We start from the raw sequence: 18681 nt of genomic DNA, 5'->3' as shown, positions 1-18681 counted from the left end.
AGGGACGCGTCATGTTCACGCAAGGTTGAGCATCCTTCGTGCGGATATGTGTGCGATGGAGCGGGGGCGGCCGCGGGAGTCCCGCACCGCGTCCTGGGCCCCCGCATCAGCCGCGCCGCCTGACGGCCTGACGGGAGATGGTCCTGGCGTCGAGGCCGGAGAGCCCGCGGACGGCGACGTACGCCTTCTCGTGACCGGGCAGCGAGACCCGGCCGCGGAGCACGGCCCCGGGGTCGCGCTCGATGCGGTCGAGGAGCCGGCGGTAGATGCCGGCCATGGCCGCGACACAGGCGCCGCTGCGCCGGTCGAGCATCGGCAGCAGCCGGTAGCCCTCGGCGAAGAGCGCGCGGGCGCGGCGGACCTCGAAGTGGACCAGGCCGGCGAAGTCCGCGCCCGGGGCGGGGACGGTGCTGTGGAACCCGGCGGAGCAGCCGAACTTGGCGAGGTCGTCGGCGGGCAGGTACGTACGGCCGTTGGCGGCGTCCTCGCGGACGTCCCGGAGGATGTTGGTGAGCTGGAGGGCGAGCCCGAGTGTGTCGGCGTACTCGGCGGCGCGCTCGGTCCCCGGGGCGCCGGGCGCGGTACCGAAGACGCCGAGGGAGACCCGGCCGATGGCGCCCGCGACGCACCGGCAGTAGGCCTTGAGGTCGTCCCAGGTCTCGTACGTGTCGCCCCTGACGTCCATCAGGACGCCGTCGATCAGTTCGTCGAGCCCCCCGAGGGGCACCGGGAAGCGGCGCGCCGTGTCCGCGACGGCGACCGCCACGGGGTCGGTGTCGTCGTCGGCCACCTCGCCCGCCCTGACCCGCTCCAGCAGCGCCCGGGTCTCCTCCAGCCGGGCCTGCTTGGCCTCGGGCGCGAGCGTGCCGTCGCCGATGTCGTCCACCCTCCGGGAGAAGGCGTACAGCGCGGACATGGCCTGCCGCTTGCCGGTCGGCAGCAGTCTGATGCCGTAGGCGAAATTACGGGCCTGCTGCCCGGTGACGGCCTCGCAGTAGCTGTAGGCCGCCAGTACCGGCGCGGACATGGGCGTCTGTCCCTCCACGTTCCGGCTCACCCCTCTCTGTGCGCACTTCGCAAGACAGCTCCCACTTCACGCAGCAGACGCGGCTTGGTGGGTTTGGGCGGACCGGGGAGCACATCGTGCCCGGCGGCCGCGATCGAAGCGAGGGCGGCGCGCCCTCCGGCGACGAATCCCGCGAGGAGCAGGCGGAGTCTGCCGTGCACGCTGCCCACCAGGGAGGTTCCCTCGTCCAGGAGCAGCCGGGCGCGCTCCGCCTCGTGGGCGACCAGGGAGCGCACGGAGGCGTTCGCGGTGGGAGCGGCCAGGTCCGCCTCGGTGACATGGAAGCGCTTCATGTCCTCGGCGGGGAGGTAGATCCGGTCGCGGCCGAGGTCCTCGGCCACGTCCTGGAGGTGTTCGACGATCTGGAGCGCCGTGCAGACGGCGTCGGAGCGGCTCAGCCGCTCGGGGCTCGCGGTGCCGGTGATGCCGAGGACGAGGCGGCCGACCGGGTTGGCGGAGAGCTCGCAGTAGGAGAGCAGGTCGTCGTAGGTCTCGTACCGCCGCACCACCTGGTCCTGGCGGTTGGCCTCGATCAGGCCGAGGAACGGCTCGGGGGGCAGGGAGCGGCGCCGTACGGTCGGGGCCAGGGCGCGCAGCAGCGGGTGGCCGGGGGCGGGGCCCCGGTCGTCGAAGACGCGCCGCAGGTCGGCCTCGAAGGCGTCGAGCACGGCGGTCCTGTCGTCGGCGAGCGCGGGGGCGACGCCCAGGTGGCGGGCGTCGGCGCCGCCGGGGGCGAGGTCCCCGTCGCCGATGTCGTCGACGAGGCGGGCGTATCCGTACACCGCCATCAGGTCGTCGCGCCAGGCGCGCGGCAGGAAGAAGGGGGCCACGGGGAAGTTCTCGTCCGCGGCCTTGTCGAGCGTGGTGCGCGAGGAGTCGTCGGGGCGCACATCCGGGGTGCCCGTCACTGCGCGCTGCCCGTTACGGGGACGGCGGAATCCTCGCGGAGCTGGAGATTTTCCGTCATTGCCGTCACATCTCCCGTTCTACACTGCTGACCCAATACATCCCATTTCGGACACGCCGCCCGCCCCTCCGAGTACAGAAGGCCCCATGGCAGCCGGGTCGCACCGTGGGCATCGCCCCACTTGCCGCGAATCGGCCCGGCCCAGCTTACGTTGTACAGCCAAGGGGAACACCTCGGGGTGTTGGTCGTATGACGAGAACGCGGCATTACACGCCAACCTTCCCTCGACCCACCGGACTTGACCGATCTTTGACCAACAGTGATCGGTTCGTGCCATGACAATGCCCCCGCCTGATCACTCCGGCGAGGGCGTTGGCATTGCTCCCGGGCGTTCCCGGCCTACTTGCCGGTCTCCTTCTCGTACGCCTTGATGACCTCGTCCGTCGGACCGTCCATCAGCAGCTCGCCCTTCTCCAGCCACAGAACACGGTCACAGGTGTCCCTGATCGACTTGTTGCTGTGACTGACCAGGAAGACCGTGCCGGCCTCCTTGCGCAGCTCGCGGATCCGCTGCTCGGAGCGGATCTGGAACTTGCGGTCGCCGGTGGCCAGCGCCTCGTCGATCATCAGCACGTCGTGGTCCTTCGCCGCGGCGATGGAGAACCGGAGCCGGGCTGCCATGCCCGAGGAGTACGTGCGCATCGGGAGCGTGATGAAGTCTCCCTTCTCGTTGATGCCGGAGAAGTCGACGATCGACTGGTACCGCTCCCTGATCTGCTCGCGCGACATCCCCATGGCCAGACCGCCGAGGATGACGTTGCGTTCGCCGGTCAGGTCGTTCATCAGCGCGGCGTTGACGCCCAGCAGGGACGGCTGGCCGTCGGTGTAGACCTTGCCGCTCTCCGCGGGCAGCAGCCCCGCGATGGCGCGCAGCAGCGTCGACTTGCCGGAACCGTTGGTGCCGATCAGGCCGATCGCCTCGCCTCGGTACGCGGTGAAGGTCACACCCCGCACCGCGTGGACCTTGCGGACGCCCCGCGACTCCCCCTTGTCGCGGCGGAGTATGCGGCTCAGGGCCGCGGTCGCGCTGCCCTTGCCGCCGCCACCGCCGTTGACGCGGTACACGATGTGCACGTCGTCGGCGATGACCGTGGGAACGCGTCCCTGCTTGTTGTCCTCAGCCACGGCCGTACCGCTCCTCAGCCTTCCAGAAGTACACGAAGCCGACGACGCCCAGCAGCAGCGCCCAGGCCAGCGCGACGAGCCAGACGTGCGCGGGCAGGTTCTCCGAACCGTACCCGTCGATCAGCGCGAACCGGACCAGATCCATGTAGACCGCGGCCGGGTTGTACTGGAGCACGTCGGCGATCCAGCCCGGCTGGTCCTTGAGCATCACCGGGATCGAGAACATCACACCCGACGCGTACATCCACGTACGCATCACGAACGGCATCAGCTGCGCGAGGTCCGGGGTCTTGCTGCCCAGCCGCGCCATGATCAGCGCCAGACCGGTGTTGAAGAGGAACTGCAGCGCCAGCGCGGGCAGCACCAGCAGCCAGCTCAGGCTCGGGTAGCTGCCGAAGATGACCGCCACGGTGACCAGGACCACCATGGAGAACAGGAGTTGCTGAAGCTGCTGGAGGGAGAAGGAGACCGGCAGCGACGCCCGGGGGAAGTGCAGGGCCCGGACGAGCCCCAGGTTCCCGGAGATGGCACGGACCCCGGCCATCACCGAACTCTGGGTGAAGGTGAAGACGAAGACGCCCGTGACCAGGAACGGGACGAAGACCTCCTGGGGAATGCCCCGCTTGGTCTGGAGGATCAGCCCGAAGATCAGGTAGTACACCGCCGCGTTCAGCAGCGGGGTCGCCACCTGCCAGAGCTGTCCCAGCTTCGCCTGGCTGTACTGGGCCGTGAGCTTCGCCTGGGAGAAGGCCAGGATGAAGTGCCGACGGCCCCACAGCTGCCGGACGTAGTCGCGCAGCCCTGGCCGGGCTCCGCTCACCGACAGGCCGTACTTGGCGGCGAGCTCCGCCGCGGACAGACCGTCGTCGGGCGACGGGGGGGCGCTCACAGCGATCGCACCCTCATGGGTTGTGTCACTCACAAGTTGAAACTTTCGTGTTCAAGATGCGCAGCCGGTCGGGCACAGGCGCGGACGGCCATGCCCCGGGGATAAGCCCGATGCTCTCAGAACCGAGCTTGTCAGACGACAGGCGGTCGGCCCAGCCGGGTCAGCCGCCATACCGTACGCCACTTCATCGGGCGCCGCGGACCGCACGGGGTCGCCCAGCCTTCCCGGAACCCCCCGAACCAGGCTTTCAGGGCGGGCACGGACGGCCGGCGTACCAACGTGAGCAGCAGCCATACGCCGAGATACAGCGGGACGACGGGGGCGGGGAGGTTACGGCGGGCCAGCCAGACCCGGTTACGGGCCACCATGCGGTGGTAGACGGCGTGCCGGGACGGCGGCGTCGTCGGGTGGGCGAGCACCATGTCGGCGCGGTAGTCGATCATCCACCCCGCGTCCAGGGCCCGCCAGGCGAGGTCGGTCTCCTCGTGGGCGTAGAAGAAGTCCCCGGGCAGCGGGCCGACCTCGGCGAGGACTCTCGTCCGTACGGCGCTGGCGCCGCCCAGGAAGGTCGTCACGCGGGAGGAGCGCAGCGGGTCCGAGGCGCGCAGCCGGGGCACGTGGCGGCGCTGGGTGAGCCCGGTCTCCGGATCGGTGATCCGGAAGCTGACGATGCCGAGGACGGGGTCGGCGGCGAACGCCTCCCGGATCAGCGCGGCCGTGTCCGTCCGGGGCAGCAGCCCGTCGTCGTCCAGGAAGAGCAGCACGTCCACGTCGGAGCCGGCGGCCCCGAACGCCTCGATGCCGACGTTGCGGCCGCCGGGGATCCCGAGGTTCTCCGGCACCTCCACGGTCCGCACGCCGGGCGGAACGGCGCCCACCGGGGCGCCGTTCCCGACCACGACGATCTCGACCGGATCACCGTCCTGCCGGAGGACGGAGTCGAGCAGCGCACGCAGATCGCCGGGGCGGTCACCCATGGTGATGATCACCGCGCCGAGCTGCACGTCACTCACCTCAGCCTGCTGGACGCCAGGATGGAAACCAGGTGGAGCAAGGTCTGGAGCAGCGCGATCCCGGCGAGGACGGCGATGCCGAGCCGGCTGAAGAACAGGTCGCCCCGGACCGCGTCCAGGATCGCCAGGAGAAGGATGAGCAGGGACGCCTCGATGCCGAGGATGAGCCGGTGGAACTTGAGCGCCGCGGCGGCCCTGCGGGCCAGCGCCATACCGGACGAGCGCGCCTCGGAGGCCGACTCCTTGACCGGGGCCATCCCCTGCTGGTGCCGGGCGACGCCGACCAGGTCGGTCTCGGCCTTGACCAGGATGGCGCCGAGGGCGGCGAGCGTACCGAGGAAGGCCCACAGCCAGTCGATCCGTCCGGTGCCCCACAGGTCGGAGCCGCGCAGCCCGAAGCCGACCAGGACGGCGGCGTCGCACAGGTAGGCGGCGACCCGGTCCAGGTAGACCCCGGTCATCGAGTACTGCTTCTTCCAGCGGGCGATCTCCCCGTCGACGCAGTCCAGCAGCAGATAGAGCTGGACCGCCAGCACGCCGAGCACCGCGCCGGGGATCCCCGGCACCAGGAGGGCGGGGGCGGCGAGGGCACCGGCGACGGTCATCACGTACGTCAGCTGGTTGGGGGTGACCCGCGTGTTCACCAGGTACCGGTCGACGCGCAGCGAGACTTCCCGCATGTACAGGCGCCCTGCCCAGTGTTCGCCGCTGCGGCGGTCTTTCACCCCCTCCGGGTGGACGACCGGGCGGAGTTCAGCTACTGAGGGTCGAGGCATAGTCGGCGTACGCGTCCCTGATCTGGTCGGTGGACAGGTCGAGGTGCTCGAGGATGGTGAAACGGCCCGGCCGGGTCTGCGGCGCGTAGGCGACGGCCCGTACGAACTCGTCGACGGTGAAGCCGATCTCCTCGGGCAGCACCGGCAGCCCGTGGCGCCGCAGCACCTCGGTGAACTGCAGTGACTCCTCCTCCGCGCCGCGCAGCCGCATGGCGAAGGCGGCACCGAAGCCGACCTGTTCGCCGTGGAGCGCGGAGCGCTTGGGGTAGAGGAGGTCGAAGGCGTGGCTGATCTCGTGGCAGGCGCCCGACGAGGGGCGGGTGTCGCCGCTGATCGACATCGCGATGCCGGAGAGGACCAGCGCCTCGGCGAGCACGGTGAGGAACTCGTCGTCGCCGACCCCGCCGGGGTGGCGCAGCACGGCTTCGCCCGCTGTACGGGCCATGGCGGCGGCCAGTCCGTCCACCGGCTCGCCGTTGACCCGGTGGGAGAGTTCCCAGTCCGCGATGGCCGAGATGTTGGAGACCGCGTCTCCGATGCCGGAGCGGACGAAGCGGACCGGCGCGTCCCGGATGACGTCGAGGTCGACGACCATGGCGATGGGCGTCGGGACGCCGTACGAGCCGCGGCCGTTGTCGTTGTCGAGGATGGAGACGGGCGAGCAGATGCCGTCGTGCGAGAGGTTGGTGGCGACGGCCACCATGGGCAGCCCGACCCGGGCCGCCGCGTACTTCGCCACATCGATGATCTTGCCGCCGCCGAGGCCGACCACGGCGTCGTACCGCTTGCCCTTGATGTCGTCGGCGAGCCGGACCGCCGAGTCGATCGTGCCGTCGGCCACGGCGTACCAGTCGGCGTCGGGGAGCACCGGCGCGAGCTTCTCGCGCAGCGCCTGGCCCGAGCCGCCGCTGACGGCGATGGAGAGCTTGCCCGAGCTGGAGATCCGCTGGTCGGCGAGGAGTCCGGCGAGGTCGTCCATGGCGCCGGGCCGGATGTCCACGACGACCGGCGACGGGATGAGCCGGGTCAGTACTGGCACGCGATCTCACGGCCCTTCGCGAGGTCGTCGTGGTTGTCGATCTCGACCCAGGGGATGTCTCCGATCGGCGCGACGTCGAGGGTGAAGCCGCGGTTGACCAGTTCCTGGTAGCCGTCCTCGTAGTAGAGGTCGGGGTCCTTCTCGAAGGTGGCCTTGAGCGCGTCCGCGAGATCGGCGGCGGCCTCGGGCTCGATCAGGGTGACGCCGATGTACTCGCCGGTGGCGGTGGCCGGGTCCATCAGCTTGGTGATCCGGCGCACGCCGCGCTCACCGTCGGTGATGACCTTCATCTCCTCGTCCGCGAGGGACTTGACGGTGTCGAGGGCGAGGATGATCCGGCGGCCCTCGCCGCGCGCGGCGAGGAGCGTCTTCTCGACGGAGACGGGGTGGACGGTGTCGCCGTTGGCGAGGATCACTCCGCGGGCCAGGATGTCCCGGGCGCACCAGAGGGAGTAGGCGTTGTTCCACTCCTCGGCCTTGTCGTTGTCGACCAGGGTGAGCGTCAGCCCGTACTTCCGCTCCAGCTCGGCCTTGCGCTCGTACACGGCCTCCTTGCGGTAGCCGACGACGATCGCGGCCTCGGTCAGCCCGACCTCGGCAAAGTTGCCCAGGGTCAGGTCGAGGACGGTGGTGGTGCCCTCCCCCGCCGGGTCGACCGGCACGAGGGCCTTGGGCAGCGTGTCGGTGTAGGGGCGCAGGCGCCGTCCTGCTCCGGCTGCGAGTACGAGGCCGATCATGCGGGTTCTCCTTCGTCGTGTACGGCGGGGGCTCCGGAGGACACCCAGAACCGGATGGACTCCACGAGCGCGATCAGCGCCACGGCGACGGCGATCACCGTCAGTTCCAGCGGGAAGTCGAGTGCGCGGGTGGAGAGGACGGCACACAGGGTGACCAGCAGCGTGCGGCCCTCGTGTCCGCCGAGCGCCCGGACGAGCCGTCGGGGCGGGGCGCCGGTGCCGCCGCGGATGCGGTACACCGAGTCGTAGTGATGGTAGGCGACGGCCGCCACCAGCCCGAACGCCGCCGGGAGCGCGCCGGGTACGTCGGAGCGGACCGCGAGCACCAGCACGGTGCCGTACTCGGCGGCGCGGAAGACCGGCGGAACGAGCCAGTCGAGGGCGCCGCCCATCCGGCGGGCGACGGCGAACCCGGAGGTCAGGACGTACACGAGGGCGCCGAGGAGGAGCACGGGGCTGTCGAGCGGGGCGAACGCCGCGCAGGCGGTGACCGCGGCGCCGCCCGCGAGGGCGACGAGGAAGGGCGCGGGCCCCGGGAGCGCGCGGGCCGGGCGCCGCAGCACCCGGGCGACGAGCTCGGCGAGCGGCCCCGAGTCGGCGAGGTCGGCGAGCGCGCCGGCGGCCCGGTCGGTGCGGACGGCCTTGCGGGTCACGGAGCGCAGGACCCGGCCCGCCGTGGTGTAGCAGGCGGCGAAGGCGCAGCCGGCGAGGAGCGCGTAGAAGACGATCCGGGGCGTGGTCAGGGCGGTCAGCACGGCGATCATCGCCCAGCGCTCACCGATCGGCAGCACGATCATGCGGCGTACCCAGACCGTCCAGGCGACGCTGTCGAGCCGGGTGGAGAGCGCGGAGGTGGGGGTGCCGACGACGGCCTTGCCGGTGCCGGTACCGGACGCCGCCCCGCCGACCGTGCTGGCAGTGCTGGCAGTGCTGGCAGTGCTAGCAGTGCTGTCAACGTTGCTCTCGTTGAAGGAGAAGTCCACGACATGGCGGCAGGTCTGGAGGACCATCGCGGCGAGGGCGAGTGCCCAGATGTCGTCGCCGCCCCGGGCCGCGCCGAGGGCGAGGCCCGCGTAGTACGCGTACTCCTTGGCGCGGTCGAAGGTCGCGTCGAGCCAGGCGCCCATCGTGGAGTACTGGAGCGAGTAGCGGGCGAGCTGCCCGTCGGTGCAGTCCAGGACGAAGGAGAAGAGCAGCAGCGCCCCGGCGGCGACGAAGCCGCCCCGGGTGCCGGTGGCCGCGCAGGCCGCCGCGATCAGGGCGGTGACCAGCGACGCGGTGGTGACCTGGTTGGGGGTGAGGCCCCGGCGGGCGCACCAGCGGGCGAGGTAGCGCGAGTAGGGGCTGACGCAGAACGTGGTGAAGAAGCCGTCGCGGGCCTTCACCGCGGAGCGCAGCCGTACGGCCTCGTCGTCGACGGCGGCGACGGCTGCCTCGGCCCGTTCGCGGGCGGGCGCGTCCGCGGGGACCGCGGCGACGAGCGAGCCCAGCTCGGGGCGGGTGACGGCGGTGCCTCCGGCGTCGAGCGCGCTGGCGACCCGGTCGGCCAAGGGCGCGTCGGCGGGGGCGGACGCGGCGCTTCCGCTTCCTGCAGTGGCGGGCTCGGTGGCCGTACCGGCGGCCGTACCGGTGGCCGTGTTCGTGGCGGGTTCGCTCGGGGCGAGCGCCGTGGCGGAGCCCGGACGCGCGTCGGCGGCGGCGCCCCCGCGGCGGGGTTCGGGTGTCCCGGCGTCCCCGGCGACGGCCGTGAGCGCGCTCAGCAGCGCGCCGCGGGCCTCCGGCCGGGCGGTGAGCGCCCCGGGTACGGCGGCGGCGGGGAAGCGCGGGTCGGTCAGGGCCAGCCGCAGGGCATGGACATGGCCGACGAAGCGGGCGTCGACGAGTGCGACACGCTCCGTCGAGGGGGCCGCGGCGAGCAGGCTCCGGGCCTCCTCCGTACCGGGTGCGGTCCGTACGTCAAAGCCCAGGGACCGCAGATCGCCTTCGAGCGGCGATCCGGGTACCGGAGCACCGGTGAGGATGGCGGTCGACAGACGAACTCACTCCTTGACACTGACAGGGCCGGGTGTGTGGCGGCGGGCCCCGGGATCCGGGGGGCGGCACGTCGGCAGAGGCTATCGGATGAACAGAAGGGCGAGTTCATCGCCCGTTTACGCCCCGTTCCGCCCGGGACAGCCGCCCCGGACACCCTCATCAGGGCGGGGAGGGCGCCACGAAGAGATCATCATGGTCGATCCGGGGGTTGCCCCACAAACCGCGGCGGCCGGAAACACGAGCCGGAGCACACGCGGGAGCACGGGCGGGAGCACGGGTGGGAGCCGCCGGGAGCACGGACGGGAGCCCTCGGCGGCCCGCGCCTGAGCACGAGCCCAAGCACGGGCCTGAGCACGGGCGGGAGCACGAGCCGGAGCACTAGGGTGACCGCATGACATGGCTGATCACAGGCGGGGCGGGGTACATCGGGGCCCATGTGGTGCGCGCGATGACGGCGGCGGGGGAACGGGTCGTCGTGCTGGACGATCTGTCGACCGGCTTCGCCGAGCGGCTGCCGGAGGAGATCCCGCTCGTCGAGGCGTCCCTGCTGGACCGGGAGGCCGTCGACAAGGTCCTGGCGGGGCACGGGGTCACCGGTGTGGTGCATCTCGCGGCGAAGAAGCAGGTCGGCGAGTCCGTCGAGCGGCCGCTGACGTACTACCGGGAGAATCTGCACGGGCTCACGGTGCTGCTGGACGCCGTCGTGGCCGCGCGGGTGCCGCGCTTCCTCTTCTCCTCCTCCGCGGCCGTGTACGGGGTGCCCGATGTGGAGTTGATCACGGAGCAGACCCCCGCCGTACCGATCAACCCGTACGGCGAGACCAAGCTGGCGGGCGAGTGGCTGGTCCGGGCGACCGGGCGGGCGCACGGAATCTCCACGGGTTGTCTGCGGTACTTCAACGTGGCGGGCACGGCGCGGCCGGAACTCTCCGACATCGGAGTGTTCAACATCATTCCGATGTTCTTCGACCGGATCAGCCGGGGTGAGGCGCCGCGGATCTTCGGCGCCGACTATCCGACGCCGGACGGCACCTGCGTCCGGGACTACATCCATGTCGCCGATCTCGCCGAGGCCCATCTCGCCGCCACGCGCCATCTGGCCGGGCGCCCCGGCGGCCACGACCTGACGGTGAACATCGGCCGCGGCGAGGGCGTCTCGGTGCGCGAACTGGCCGCCCTGGTGGCGGAGGTCACCGGTGACCGTACGGAACCGGTGGTCGAGGCGCGCCGCGCGGGGGACGCCGCGCGGGCCGTCGCCTCCGTCGAGCTGATCACCCGGGAGCTGGGCTGGACGGCCACCCGGGATGTGCGCGCGATGGTCGAGTCGGCGTGGGCGGGCTGGCGGCTGCGCCGTCCCGATGCGCAGGACGGGTGATCCCACCGCCCCGTCGACCGGGCACCGCACCGCTCTGACCTGGCATCATTTCCGCAGGTCAGAGCATATGACAACGGTGTTCAGTGCCGTGTTGCCCGATACCCCCCACCCGTAGTTCACTGACGGCGTCGGTACTCGTCCAGACGACCGGGAGGCGTCCTCATGGGGGCAGGGCACAACCACGGACACACGCACGGAGGGCCACCCGCGGGCACGGCGACCGCCGCCTACCGCGGCCGGCTGCGGATCGCCCTGGGGATCACACTCTCCGTGATGGTGGTGGAAATCATCGGGGGCGTCGTCTCCAACTCCCTGGCGCTGGTCGCCGACGCGGCCCACATGGCGACGGACGCGGTGGGGCTCGGCATGGCCCTGCTGGCGATCCACTTCGCGGCCAGACCGGCCGACGAGAGCCGCACCTTCGGCTATGCGAGGGCGGAGATCCTCGCCGCCCTCGCCAACTGCCTGCTGCTGCTCGGCGTCGGCGGCTATCTGCTCTACGAGGCGGTCGACCGCTTCATCTCCCCGCCGGAGACCAAGAGCGGTCTGACGATCGTCTTCGCCCTGATCGGCATGGTCGCCAACCTCGTCTCCCTCTCGCTGCTGACGCGGGGGCAGAGCGAGAGCCTCAATGTGCGGGGCGCCTACCTGGAGGTCCTCGCGGACACGCTCGGCTCGGTCGCGGTACTGATCTCCGCCGGGATCATCCTGGCCACCGGCTGGCAGCTCGCCGACCCGATCGTGGGGCTGCTGATCGGACTCATGATCGTTCCGCGTACGGTGAAGCTGTTGCGGGAGACCGTGAACGTCCTGCTGGAGGCGGCGCCCAAGGATGTGGACATGAGTGAGGTACGCGCACATATGCTCGCCCTGCCCGGGGTGGCGGACGTCCATGACCTCCACGCCTGGACCATCACGTCGGGGATGCCGGTCCTCTCCGCGCATGTAGTGGTGGACCAGGACGCGCTGGACGCGGTGGGGCACGAGAAGATGCTCCATGACCTGCAGGGATGCCTCGGCCATCACTTCGATGTCGAGCACTGCACCTTCCAGCTCGAACCCCGGGGCCACGCCGAGCACGAGGCGAAGCTCTGCCACTGAGCCGCCGGGCACTCGCGCTTCGGGGGGTGGGTATGGAACGGACATGCCCACCCCTCGAAGTGCGGACACGGGCCTTTTGCGTACGGCAGACTTGGCCACCGAGGCCCGAAGCGAAGGATGGTTATGCCGACCACACCAGTCACCGCAGCGAACAGCTCGTCGACCGCCGCACAAGAAACGATCATGCTGGAGCTGGTGGACGAGGACGGCAACACCATCGGCACGGCCGAGAAGCTCTCGGCACACCAGGCACCCGGCCGGCTGCACCGGGCGTTCTCGGTCTTCCTCTTCGACGAGCGGGGGCGGCTGCTGCTCCAGCGCCGCGCACTGGGCAAGTACCACTCCCCCGGCGTCTGGTCGAACACCTGCTGCGGCCATCCGTACCCGGGTGAGGCGCCCTTCGCCGCGGCGGCCCGCCGTACCCACGAGGAGCTGGGCATCTCGCCCTCGCTGCTCGCGGAGGCCGGCACCGTCCGCTACCACCACCCGGACCCTGCCTCGGGACTGGTCGAGCACGAGTACAACCACCTCTTCGTCGGGCTGGTGCAGGCGGCGCCGCGGCCCGATCCGCAGGAGGTCGGGGAGACCGCGTTCGTCACCCCGGCGGAGCTGACGGAGCTGCACGGCTCGGCGTCGTTCTCCGCCTGGTTCATGACGGTGCTGGACACCGCGCGCCCGGCGTTCCGGGAGCTCACGGGGCCGTCCGCGGGCTGGTGACCCGGCCGGGGCCCGCCGGGTCCGGCGGCTCGGGCCGGGCCCGGTCGAAGGGGAGCACCGCCCAGACGGTCTTCCCGCCCCCTGCGGTGTGCTCGGCCCCGAAGCCGCCGCCCGCCTCCCGGGCGATCTCCCGCACCAGCAGCAGCCCGCGTCCACCGGTCCCGGCAGGGTCGGTCTCCAGTGCCGTGGGCCGGTAGGGGTGGTTGTCCTCGACCGACACCCGGATCCACCCGGTGCCGACGGCGACCTCCACGGCGATCTCGGGCGAGAGCAGGGCGGCGTGCCGTACGGCGTTGGTGAGCAGCTCGGAGAGGACGAGCAGCACCCCGTGCGCGGTCTCGCCCCCGACCGGCACGCGCTGCCGCTCCAGCAGCTCGCCCACGGCGCGCCTGGTCCGGGGCACGGAGGCGTCGAGCGCCGGGACGGTGAAGCGCCAGACCCCTTCGTACGTCCGGGGTCTGACCGGAACACTTCCGCGGCTCTCCATTTCCGGGCTCCCGCCGTCGCGTCGAGCGGTGCCCACCACCGCTCCTCATCGGATGCCGAGTCTTGGGCAGGAAAGCGGTCCGCACCGGACTGCTGAACAAAAGTCAGCCTTTATTGACGGAGCACGACCACCTGGGAACCGGGATGCTGAACACGCGCTCGGTCCTGATCGCTCTCTGTCGGTCCGGGACCGGCTCGCGGCGCTCCGACGGAGCGCGGGGATAGCATCCGGCTCATGGAGCCCCAGCTTGTGCACACGGTCGAGAACGGCACGGCGACGGTGGTCATCCACCACCCCGCCAGGCGCAACGCGATGACGGCGCCGATGTGGCGTGAACTTCCCCCGCTGCTCGGGCGGTTGGCGGACGATCCGGCCGTCGGGGTGCTGGTGCTGACCGGGGCGGGCGACACCTTCTGCGCGGGCGCCGACATCTCCTCCCTGCGGGGGCCGGGCCTGCCGGGCGGCACCGGCCCGGCCGGGGAGGACCCGCAGGCGCTGGCCGTACGGGCCGAGGAGGCGCTGGCCGCCTTCCCCCGGCCCACGCTCGCCGCCGTACGGGGCCACTGCGTGGGCGGCGGCTGCCAGCTCGCCGCCGCGTGCGATCTGCGATTCGCGGAGGAGGGCGCCTCGTTCGGGGTCACGCCGGCGCGGCTCGGGATCGTCTACCCGGAGTCCTCCACCCGGCGACTGGCCGCACTCGTCGGGCCCACCACGGCCAAGTACCTTCTGTTCTCGGCCGAGTTGATCGGCACGGAACGGGCGCTGCGCACCGGGCTCGTGGACGAGGTGCTGCCCGCCGGGCAGTTGGCCGGGCGCGTCGCGGAGTTCACCCGGATCCTGCTCTCGCGTTCCCGGCTGACCCAGGCGGCCGCGAAGGAGTTCGCCTCGGGCCGCGCCGACCGGGCGGCGTACTGGGCGGAACAGGTGCGCGGCAGCGGCGACGCCGCGGAGGGGGTCGCCGCCTTCCTGGAGCGCCGCGCACCGGAGTTCACCTGGCCGGCCGGGTCATGAGGTGACCTACGCCCGGCGCCCCTTGGCGCGCAACTCCTCGACCAGGTCCGCGGGGGCCTTCGCGGGCGAGCCCGCGTCGAAGGGAGGCTGCGGGTCGTACTCCGTCAGCAGTTGGACGGACTGCGCGAACCGGTCGTCCACGAGCGAGGCGGTCAGGGTGAGCCCCATGTCGATACCGGAGGAGACACCGGCCGACGTCACGTACTTGCCGTCGGTGACGACGCGTTCGCCGGTCGGCTCGGCGCCGTACGTCCGCAGCAGGTCGAGAGCGAGCCAGTGGGAGGTGGCCCGGCGCCCGGTGAGCAGCCCCGCGGCGGCGAGGAGCAGGGAGCCGGTGCAGACGGAGGTGGTCCAGGTGGTGGTGGCGTCCACCGCGCGCAGCCAGTCGAGCAGCGGCTCGTTCGTCATCTGCGCCCGCTGGCCGGGGCCGCCGGGCACGACGAGCACATCCGGGGCGGTGACCTCGGCGAGTGTCTTCCGCGCGACGAGCGAGAGCGATCCCGCGTCGTTGTTCACGGGTCCGGCGTGTTCGGCGACGAAGACGGTCTCGGCGCCGGGAACGCGGTGCAGGATCTCGTACGGACCGACGGCGTCCAGTGCGGTGAAGCGGTCGAAGAGCAGGATGGCGATCTGCATGCGGGGCCTGGCTTTCCGGTCGACGGATTTCAACAGTTTTCGGACAGGGACACGGCGGGGTCAGGGCAACGGGGCCACGCGGAAGCGGCGGCGGTATTCGGCGGGGGCCGTGCCCAGGGTCTTCACGAAGGCGCGGCGCATGGCCTCCGGGGTGCCGTAGCCGCAGAAGCGGGAGATCTCCTCGACCCCGTCGGCACTCTCCTCCAGCAGCCGCCTGGCGTGTTCGAGCCGTACGCGCTCCACGTAGCGGCCCGGCGTCGTGCCGGTCTCGGAGCGGAAGGCACGCGCGAAGTGGCGGGGCGAGAGGCGGGCCCGTCCGGCCAGCGCCTCGACCGAGAGATCGTCACCGGGGTGCTCGCTGATCCAGCTCTGCACCGCCAGCAGCGGCTCGCTCCGCGCGGTCTGGGCGGCGAGCTGCGCGCTGAACTGCGCCTGGTTGCCGGGGCGGCGCAGGAAGACCACGAGACGGCGGGCGACGGCGAGCGCCACGTCGCGGCCGAGGTCCTCCTCCACGAGGGCGAGGGCCAGATCGATGCCGGAGGTGACCCCGGCGGAGGTGGAGATCTCACCGTCGCGTACGTAGATCGGGTCGGGGTCGACGTGGACGAGCGGGTGGTTCCTGGCGAGGAGTTCGGTGGCGCCCCAGTGGGTGGTGGCCCGGCGCCCGTCGAGCAGCCCGGCGGCGGCGAGCAGCAGGGCGCCGGTGCAGACCGAGACCAGGCGCCGCGCGCCGGGCGCCCGCTCGCGCAGCCAGTCGATCAGCTCCGGATCGGGGCTCCGGGTGCCCGGGCCGCCGGGCACGAGAAGGGTGTCCGGATCGGACGCGGCGGCGAGCGTGGTGTCCGGGACGAGCGTGAGCCCGCTGGAGGTGCGGACCGGCGCGCCGTCGAGTGCGGCCGTACGGATCCGGTACGCGGCCGGGTCGCCGACCGCGACGGCAGCCGCGGCGAACACCTCGACGGGGCCCGTCACATCGAGGCTCTGCACCTGGTCGAAGAGGACGACCAGAACCGATCGCTCTGTCATGGCACTCATCCTTCGCCCGGCGACAGATGTCCGCAATGACGAATACCCCGCTTTTCCTGCCACGGCCGTACCGTCCGATATCGCGCCCGCCGCCGTACTCGCCACCCGGTCCTGCCCGCCGATGTCGGTGCCACCTGCCACAATGCAGGCGCCGGACCCCAGAACAGCGGAGCGTGATCGTGACGACGTCCATCGAAGGCAGGATCGCCGAGGAAATCGGCGTACGCGAGCGGCAGGTGAAAGCAGCCGTCGAGCTGCTCGACGGCGGATCGACGGTGCCGTTCATCGCGCGGTACCGCAAGGAGGCCACCGAATCGCTCGACGACGCGCAGCTCCGCACCCTGGAGGAGCGGCTGCGCTACCTGCGGGAGCTGGAGGAGCGGCGGTCCACGATCCTGGAGTCCGTCCGGGAGCAGGGCAAGCTGGACGACGCCCTGGAGGCGCGGATCAGGGCCGCGGACACCAAGGCGCGGCTGGAGGACATCTATCTGCCCTTCAAGCCCAAGCGGCGGACGAAGGCGCAGATCGCCCGCGAGGCCGGTCTCGAACCCCTGGCCGAGGGCCTGCTGGGCGACCCCTCGGTGGAGCCGCTCACCGCCGCCGCCGCGTTCGTGGACGCGGAGAAGGGCGTCGCGGACCCGGCCGCCGCCCTGGATGGCGCGCGCGCCATCCTCACGGAGCGGTTCTCCGAGGACGCCGATCTCATCGGCGAGCTGCGTGAGCGGATGTGGACGCGGGGCCGGCTCGCCGCGAAGGTACGGGACGGCAAGGAGGAGGCCGGCGCCAAGTTCGCGGACTACTTCGACTTCGCCGAGCCCTTCACGCAGCTGCCCTCGCACCGCGTGCTCGCGATGCTCCGCGGCGAGAAGGAAGACGTCCTCGATCTGGTCCTGGAGCCCGAGGAGCCCTCGGAGCTGCCGGGCCCGACCATGTACGAGAACATGATCGCGCGGCGCTTCTCCATCGCGGACCGGGGCCGCCCCGGCGACAAGTGGCTCGGGGACACGGTCCGGTGGGCGTGGCGCACCCGGGTGCTGGTGCATCTCGGCATCGATCTGCGGCTGCGGCTGCGGACGGCGGCCGAGGACGAGTCGGTGCGGGTCTTCGCGGCGAACCTCCGGGACCTGCTGCTGGCCGCGCCGGCCGGGACGCGCGCCACGCTGGGGCTCGACCCCGGGTTCCGTACGGGCGTGAAGGTCGCCGTGGTCGACGCGACGGGCAAGGTCGTCGCCACCGACACGATCTACCCGCACGTTCCCGCGAACAAGTGGGACGAGTCCCTGGCGAAGCTGGCGCGGCTGGCCGAGCAGCACGCGGTCGACCTGATCGCCATCGGCAACGGCACGGCGTCCCGGGAGACCGACAAGCTGGCCGGCGAGCTGTGTGCCGCGCACCCGGAGCTGAAGCTCACGAAGGTGATGGTCTCGGAGGCGGGCGCCTCGGTGTACTCCGCGTCCGCGTTCGCCTCGCAGGAGCTGCCGGACCTCGACGTGTCGATCCGCGGCGCGGTCTCGATCGCGCGGCGTCTCCAGGATCCGCTGGCGGAGCTGGTGAAGATCGACCCCAAGTCGATCGGCGTCGGCCAGTACCAGCACGACCTGTCCGAGGTGAAGCTCTCCCGTTCGCTCGACGCGGTCGTGGAGGACTGTGTGAACGGGGTGGGGGTGGACGTCAACACCGCGTCGGCGCCGCTGCTCTCCCGGGTGTCGGGCATCGGCGCCGGGCTCGCCGAGAACATCGTCGCGCACCGCGACGCGAACGGGCCCTTCCGGTCCCGGCGCGGGCTCAAGGACGTGGCCCGGCTCGGCCCGAAGGCGTACGAGCAGTGCGCGGGCTTCCTCCGTATCCTCGGCGGCGACGACCCTCTGGACGCGTCGAGCGTCCACCCCGAGGCGTACCCCGTGGTGCGGTCCATGGTGAAGGCGACGGGCGGCGAGGTCGCCTCCCTGATCGGGAACGGCTCGGTGCTGCGGTCGCTGCGGCCCGCGGACTTCGTGAACGACTCCTTCGGGCTGCCGACGGTGACGGACATCCTGCGCGAGCTGGAGAAGCCGGGGCGGGACCCGCGGCCGGCGTTCCGCACGGCCACGTTCAAGGAGGGCGTCGAGAAGCTGGGCGACCTGGTGCCGGACATGGTGCTGGAGGGCGTGGTGACGAATGTCGCGGCGTTCGGCGCGTTCGTGGACATCGGGGTGCATCAGGACGGGCTGGTCCATGTGTCCGCGATGTCGCGGAACTTCGTCAAGGACCCGCGTGAGGTGGTGAAGCCGGGCGACGTGGTCAGGGTGAAGGTGATGGACGTCGACATCCCGCGGAAGCGGATCTCCCTGACGCTGCGCCTGGACGACGAGGCGGGCGCCGCGAAGCCGGAGCGGGACCGGTCGGGGGGTGGTGGCCGGCCGCCGCAGCAGCGGGGGGCCGGCCGGGGTGAGCGCGGTGGCCGGGGCGGCGGCGGGCGGAGCGGCGGCGGGCGCCAGGCCTCGTCACCGCCGCCGGCGAACAGCGCGATGGCCGACGCCCTGCGGCGGGCCGGGCTGACGGAGCCGAAGGGCGGCGGCGGGAGCGGCCGGCGGGGCTGACACACGAGGCGGGGTGCCGGACCGAGACCCGGCACCCCGCCCCGGGCCCGTGGTCCGGGGCCCGTGGTCCGGGGCCCGTGGTCCGGGGCCCGTGGTCCGGGGC

The 18681-nt window shown here is 71.9% G+C and carries 17 protein-coding genes; 5 read left to right on the top strand and 12 right to left on the bottom strand.

Going from position 1 to position 18681, the window contains the following annotated elements; all coding sequences use genetic code 11:
* Positions 1-106: 106 nt before the first annotated feature.
* The 9 genes from hpnD to ACFXKG_RS37720 form a co-directional block, all read right to left on the bottom strand.
* Positions 107-1057, bottom strand: coding sequence for a presqualene diphosphate synthase HpnD (gene hpnD / locus ACFXKG_RS37760; RefSeq protein WP_384849041.1), 951 nt, complete (start codon positions 1055-1057; stop codon positions 107-109).
* A complete protein-coding gene (gene hpnC / locus ACFXKG_RS37755) occupies positions 1054-1974 on the bottom strand; it encodes a squalene synthase HpnC (RefSeq protein WP_384849039.1) in 921 nt (306 codons plus the stop codon). The genes hpnD and hpnC overlap by 4 nt, the downstream gene beginning before the upstream one ends.
* Positions 1975-2372: 398 nt before the next feature.
* Positions 2373-3158: an ABC transporter ATP-binding protein gene (locus ACFXKG_RS37750; RefSeq protein WP_365811980.1), complete on the bottom strand. Its 786-nt coding sequence runs from the start codon at positions 3156-3158 to the stop codon at positions 2373-2375.
* Positions 3151-4080, bottom strand: a complete 930-nt coding sequence (locus ACFXKG_RS37745) for an ABC transporter permease (protein WP_365811978.1) — start codon at positions 4078-4080, stop codon at positions 3151-3153. Before ACFXKG_RS37745 ends, ACFXKG_RS37750 begins: the two co-directional genes overlap by 8 nt.
* A gap of 98 nt (positions 4081-4178) precedes the next feature.
* Positions 4179-5051: a glycosyltransferase family 2 protein gene (locus ACFXKG_RS37740; RefSeq protein ID WP_384849120.1), complete on the bottom strand. Its 873-nt coding sequence runs from the start codon at positions 5049-5051 to the stop codon at positions 4179-4181.
* A gap of 5 nt (positions 5052-5056) precedes the next feature.
* Entirely contained in the window at positions 5057-5836 is a 780-nt protein-coding gene (locus tag ACFXKG_RS37735; protein ID WP_384849036.1) for a CDP-alcohol phosphatidyltransferase family protein, read from the bottom strand.
* Positions 5814-6875 carry an iron-containing alcohol dehydrogenase family protein gene (locus ACFXKG_RS37730; protein ID WP_382891933.1) on the bottom strand — a complete coding sequence of 354 codons (1062 nt, stop codon included), beginning with the start codon at positions 6873-6875 and terminating at the stop codon, positions 5814-5816. Before ACFXKG_RS37730 ends, ACFXKG_RS37735 begins: the two co-directional genes overlap by 23 nt.
* The gene (locus tag ACFXKG_RS37725; protein WP_382891935.1) at positions 6863-7612 is read right to left on the bottom strand and encodes a sugar phosphate nucleotidyltransferase; all 750 of its coding nucleotides are present in this window, start codon (positions 7610-7612) and stop codon (positions 6863-6865) included. Before ACFXKG_RS37725 ends, ACFXKG_RS37730 begins: the two co-directional genes overlap by 13 nt.
* The gene (locus ACFXKG_RS37720) at positions 7609-9645 is read right to left on the bottom strand and encodes a DUF5941 domain-containing protein (protein ID WP_384849117.1); all 2037 of its coding nucleotides are present in this window, start codon (positions 9643-9645) and stop codon (positions 7609-7611) included. The genes ACFXKG_RS37725 and ACFXKG_RS37720 overlap by 4 nt, the downstream gene beginning before the upstream one ends.
* 392 nt (positions 9646-10037) lie before the next feature.
* Between ACFXKG_RS37720 and galE the strand changes: the two genes are divergently transcribed.
* From galE to idi, 3 genes are all read left to right on the top strand, one after another.
* Positions 10038-11021, top strand: coding sequence for a UDP-glucose 4-epimerase GalE (gene galE, locus ACFXKG_RS37715; protein ID WP_384849032.1), 984 nt, complete (start codon positions 10038-10040; stop codon positions 11019-11021).
* 162 nt (positions 11022-11183) lie between these two features.
* A complete protein-coding gene (locus ACFXKG_RS37710) occupies positions 11184-12122 on the top strand; it encodes a cation diffusion facilitator family transporter (protein WP_384849029.1) in 939 nt (312 codons plus the stop codon).
* Between the two features lie 123 nt (positions 12123-12245).
* Positions 12246-12839 carry an isopentenyl-diphosphate Delta-isomerase gene (idi, locus tag ACFXKG_RS37705; protein WP_384849026.1) on the top strand — a complete coding sequence of 198 codons (594 nt, stop codon included), beginning with the start codon at positions 12246-12248 and terminating at the stop codon, positions 12837-12839.
* On the opposite strand, the gene ACFXKG_RS37700 is transcribed toward idi, so the two are convergent.
* Entirely contained in the window at positions 12814-13326 is a 513-nt protein-coding gene (locus ACFXKG_RS37700; protein WP_384849024.1) for an ATP-binding protein, read from the bottom strand. The genes idi and ACFXKG_RS37700 overlap by 26 nt on opposite strands.
* Positions 13327-13560: 234 nt before the next feature.
* Here ACFXKG_RS37700 and ACFXKG_RS37695 point away from each other — a divergent pair, with 234 nt between their 5' ends.
* Positions 13561-14337, top strand: a complete 777-nt coding sequence (locus tag ACFXKG_RS37695; protein ID WP_384849021.1) for an enoyl-CoA hydratase/isomerase family protein — start codon at positions 13561-13563, stop codon at positions 14335-14337.
* Between the two features lie 6 nt (positions 14338-14343).
* Here ACFXKG_RS37695 and ACFXKG_RS37690 read toward each other — a convergent pair whose 3' ends face one another.
* Complete coding sequence (locus ACFXKG_RS37690) at positions 14344-14973, bottom strand: DJ-1/PfpI family protein (RefSeq protein WP_384849018.1); 630 nt, start codon at positions 14971-14973, stop codon at positions 14344-14346.
* Between the two features lie 60 nt (positions 14974-15033).
* Positions 15034-15999, bottom strand: a complete 966-nt coding sequence (locus tag ACFXKG_RS37685) for a GlxA family transcriptional regulator (protein WP_384849015.1) — start codon at positions 15997-15999, stop codon at positions 15034-15036.
* Between the two features lie 179 nt (positions 16000-16178).
* Here ACFXKG_RS37685 and ACFXKG_RS37680 point away from each other — a divergent pair, with 179 nt between their 5' ends.
* Positions 16179-18578 carry a Tex family protein gene (locus ACFXKG_RS37680; protein ID WP_384849012.1) on the top strand — a complete coding sequence of 800 codons (2400 nt, stop codon included), beginning with the start codon at positions 16179-16181 and terminating at the stop codon, positions 18576-18578.
* Positions 18579-18681: the final 103 nt, after the last annotated feature.

The sequence above is a fragment of the Streptomyces sp. NPDC059255 genome (assembly GCF_042752355.1).
GTDB lineage: Bacteria > Actinomycetota > Actinomycetes > Streptomycetales > Streptomycetaceae > Streptomyces.
Note: the sequence above shows the minus strand (reverse complement) of the source record. Positions and strands in the feature narration are given on the sequence as shown.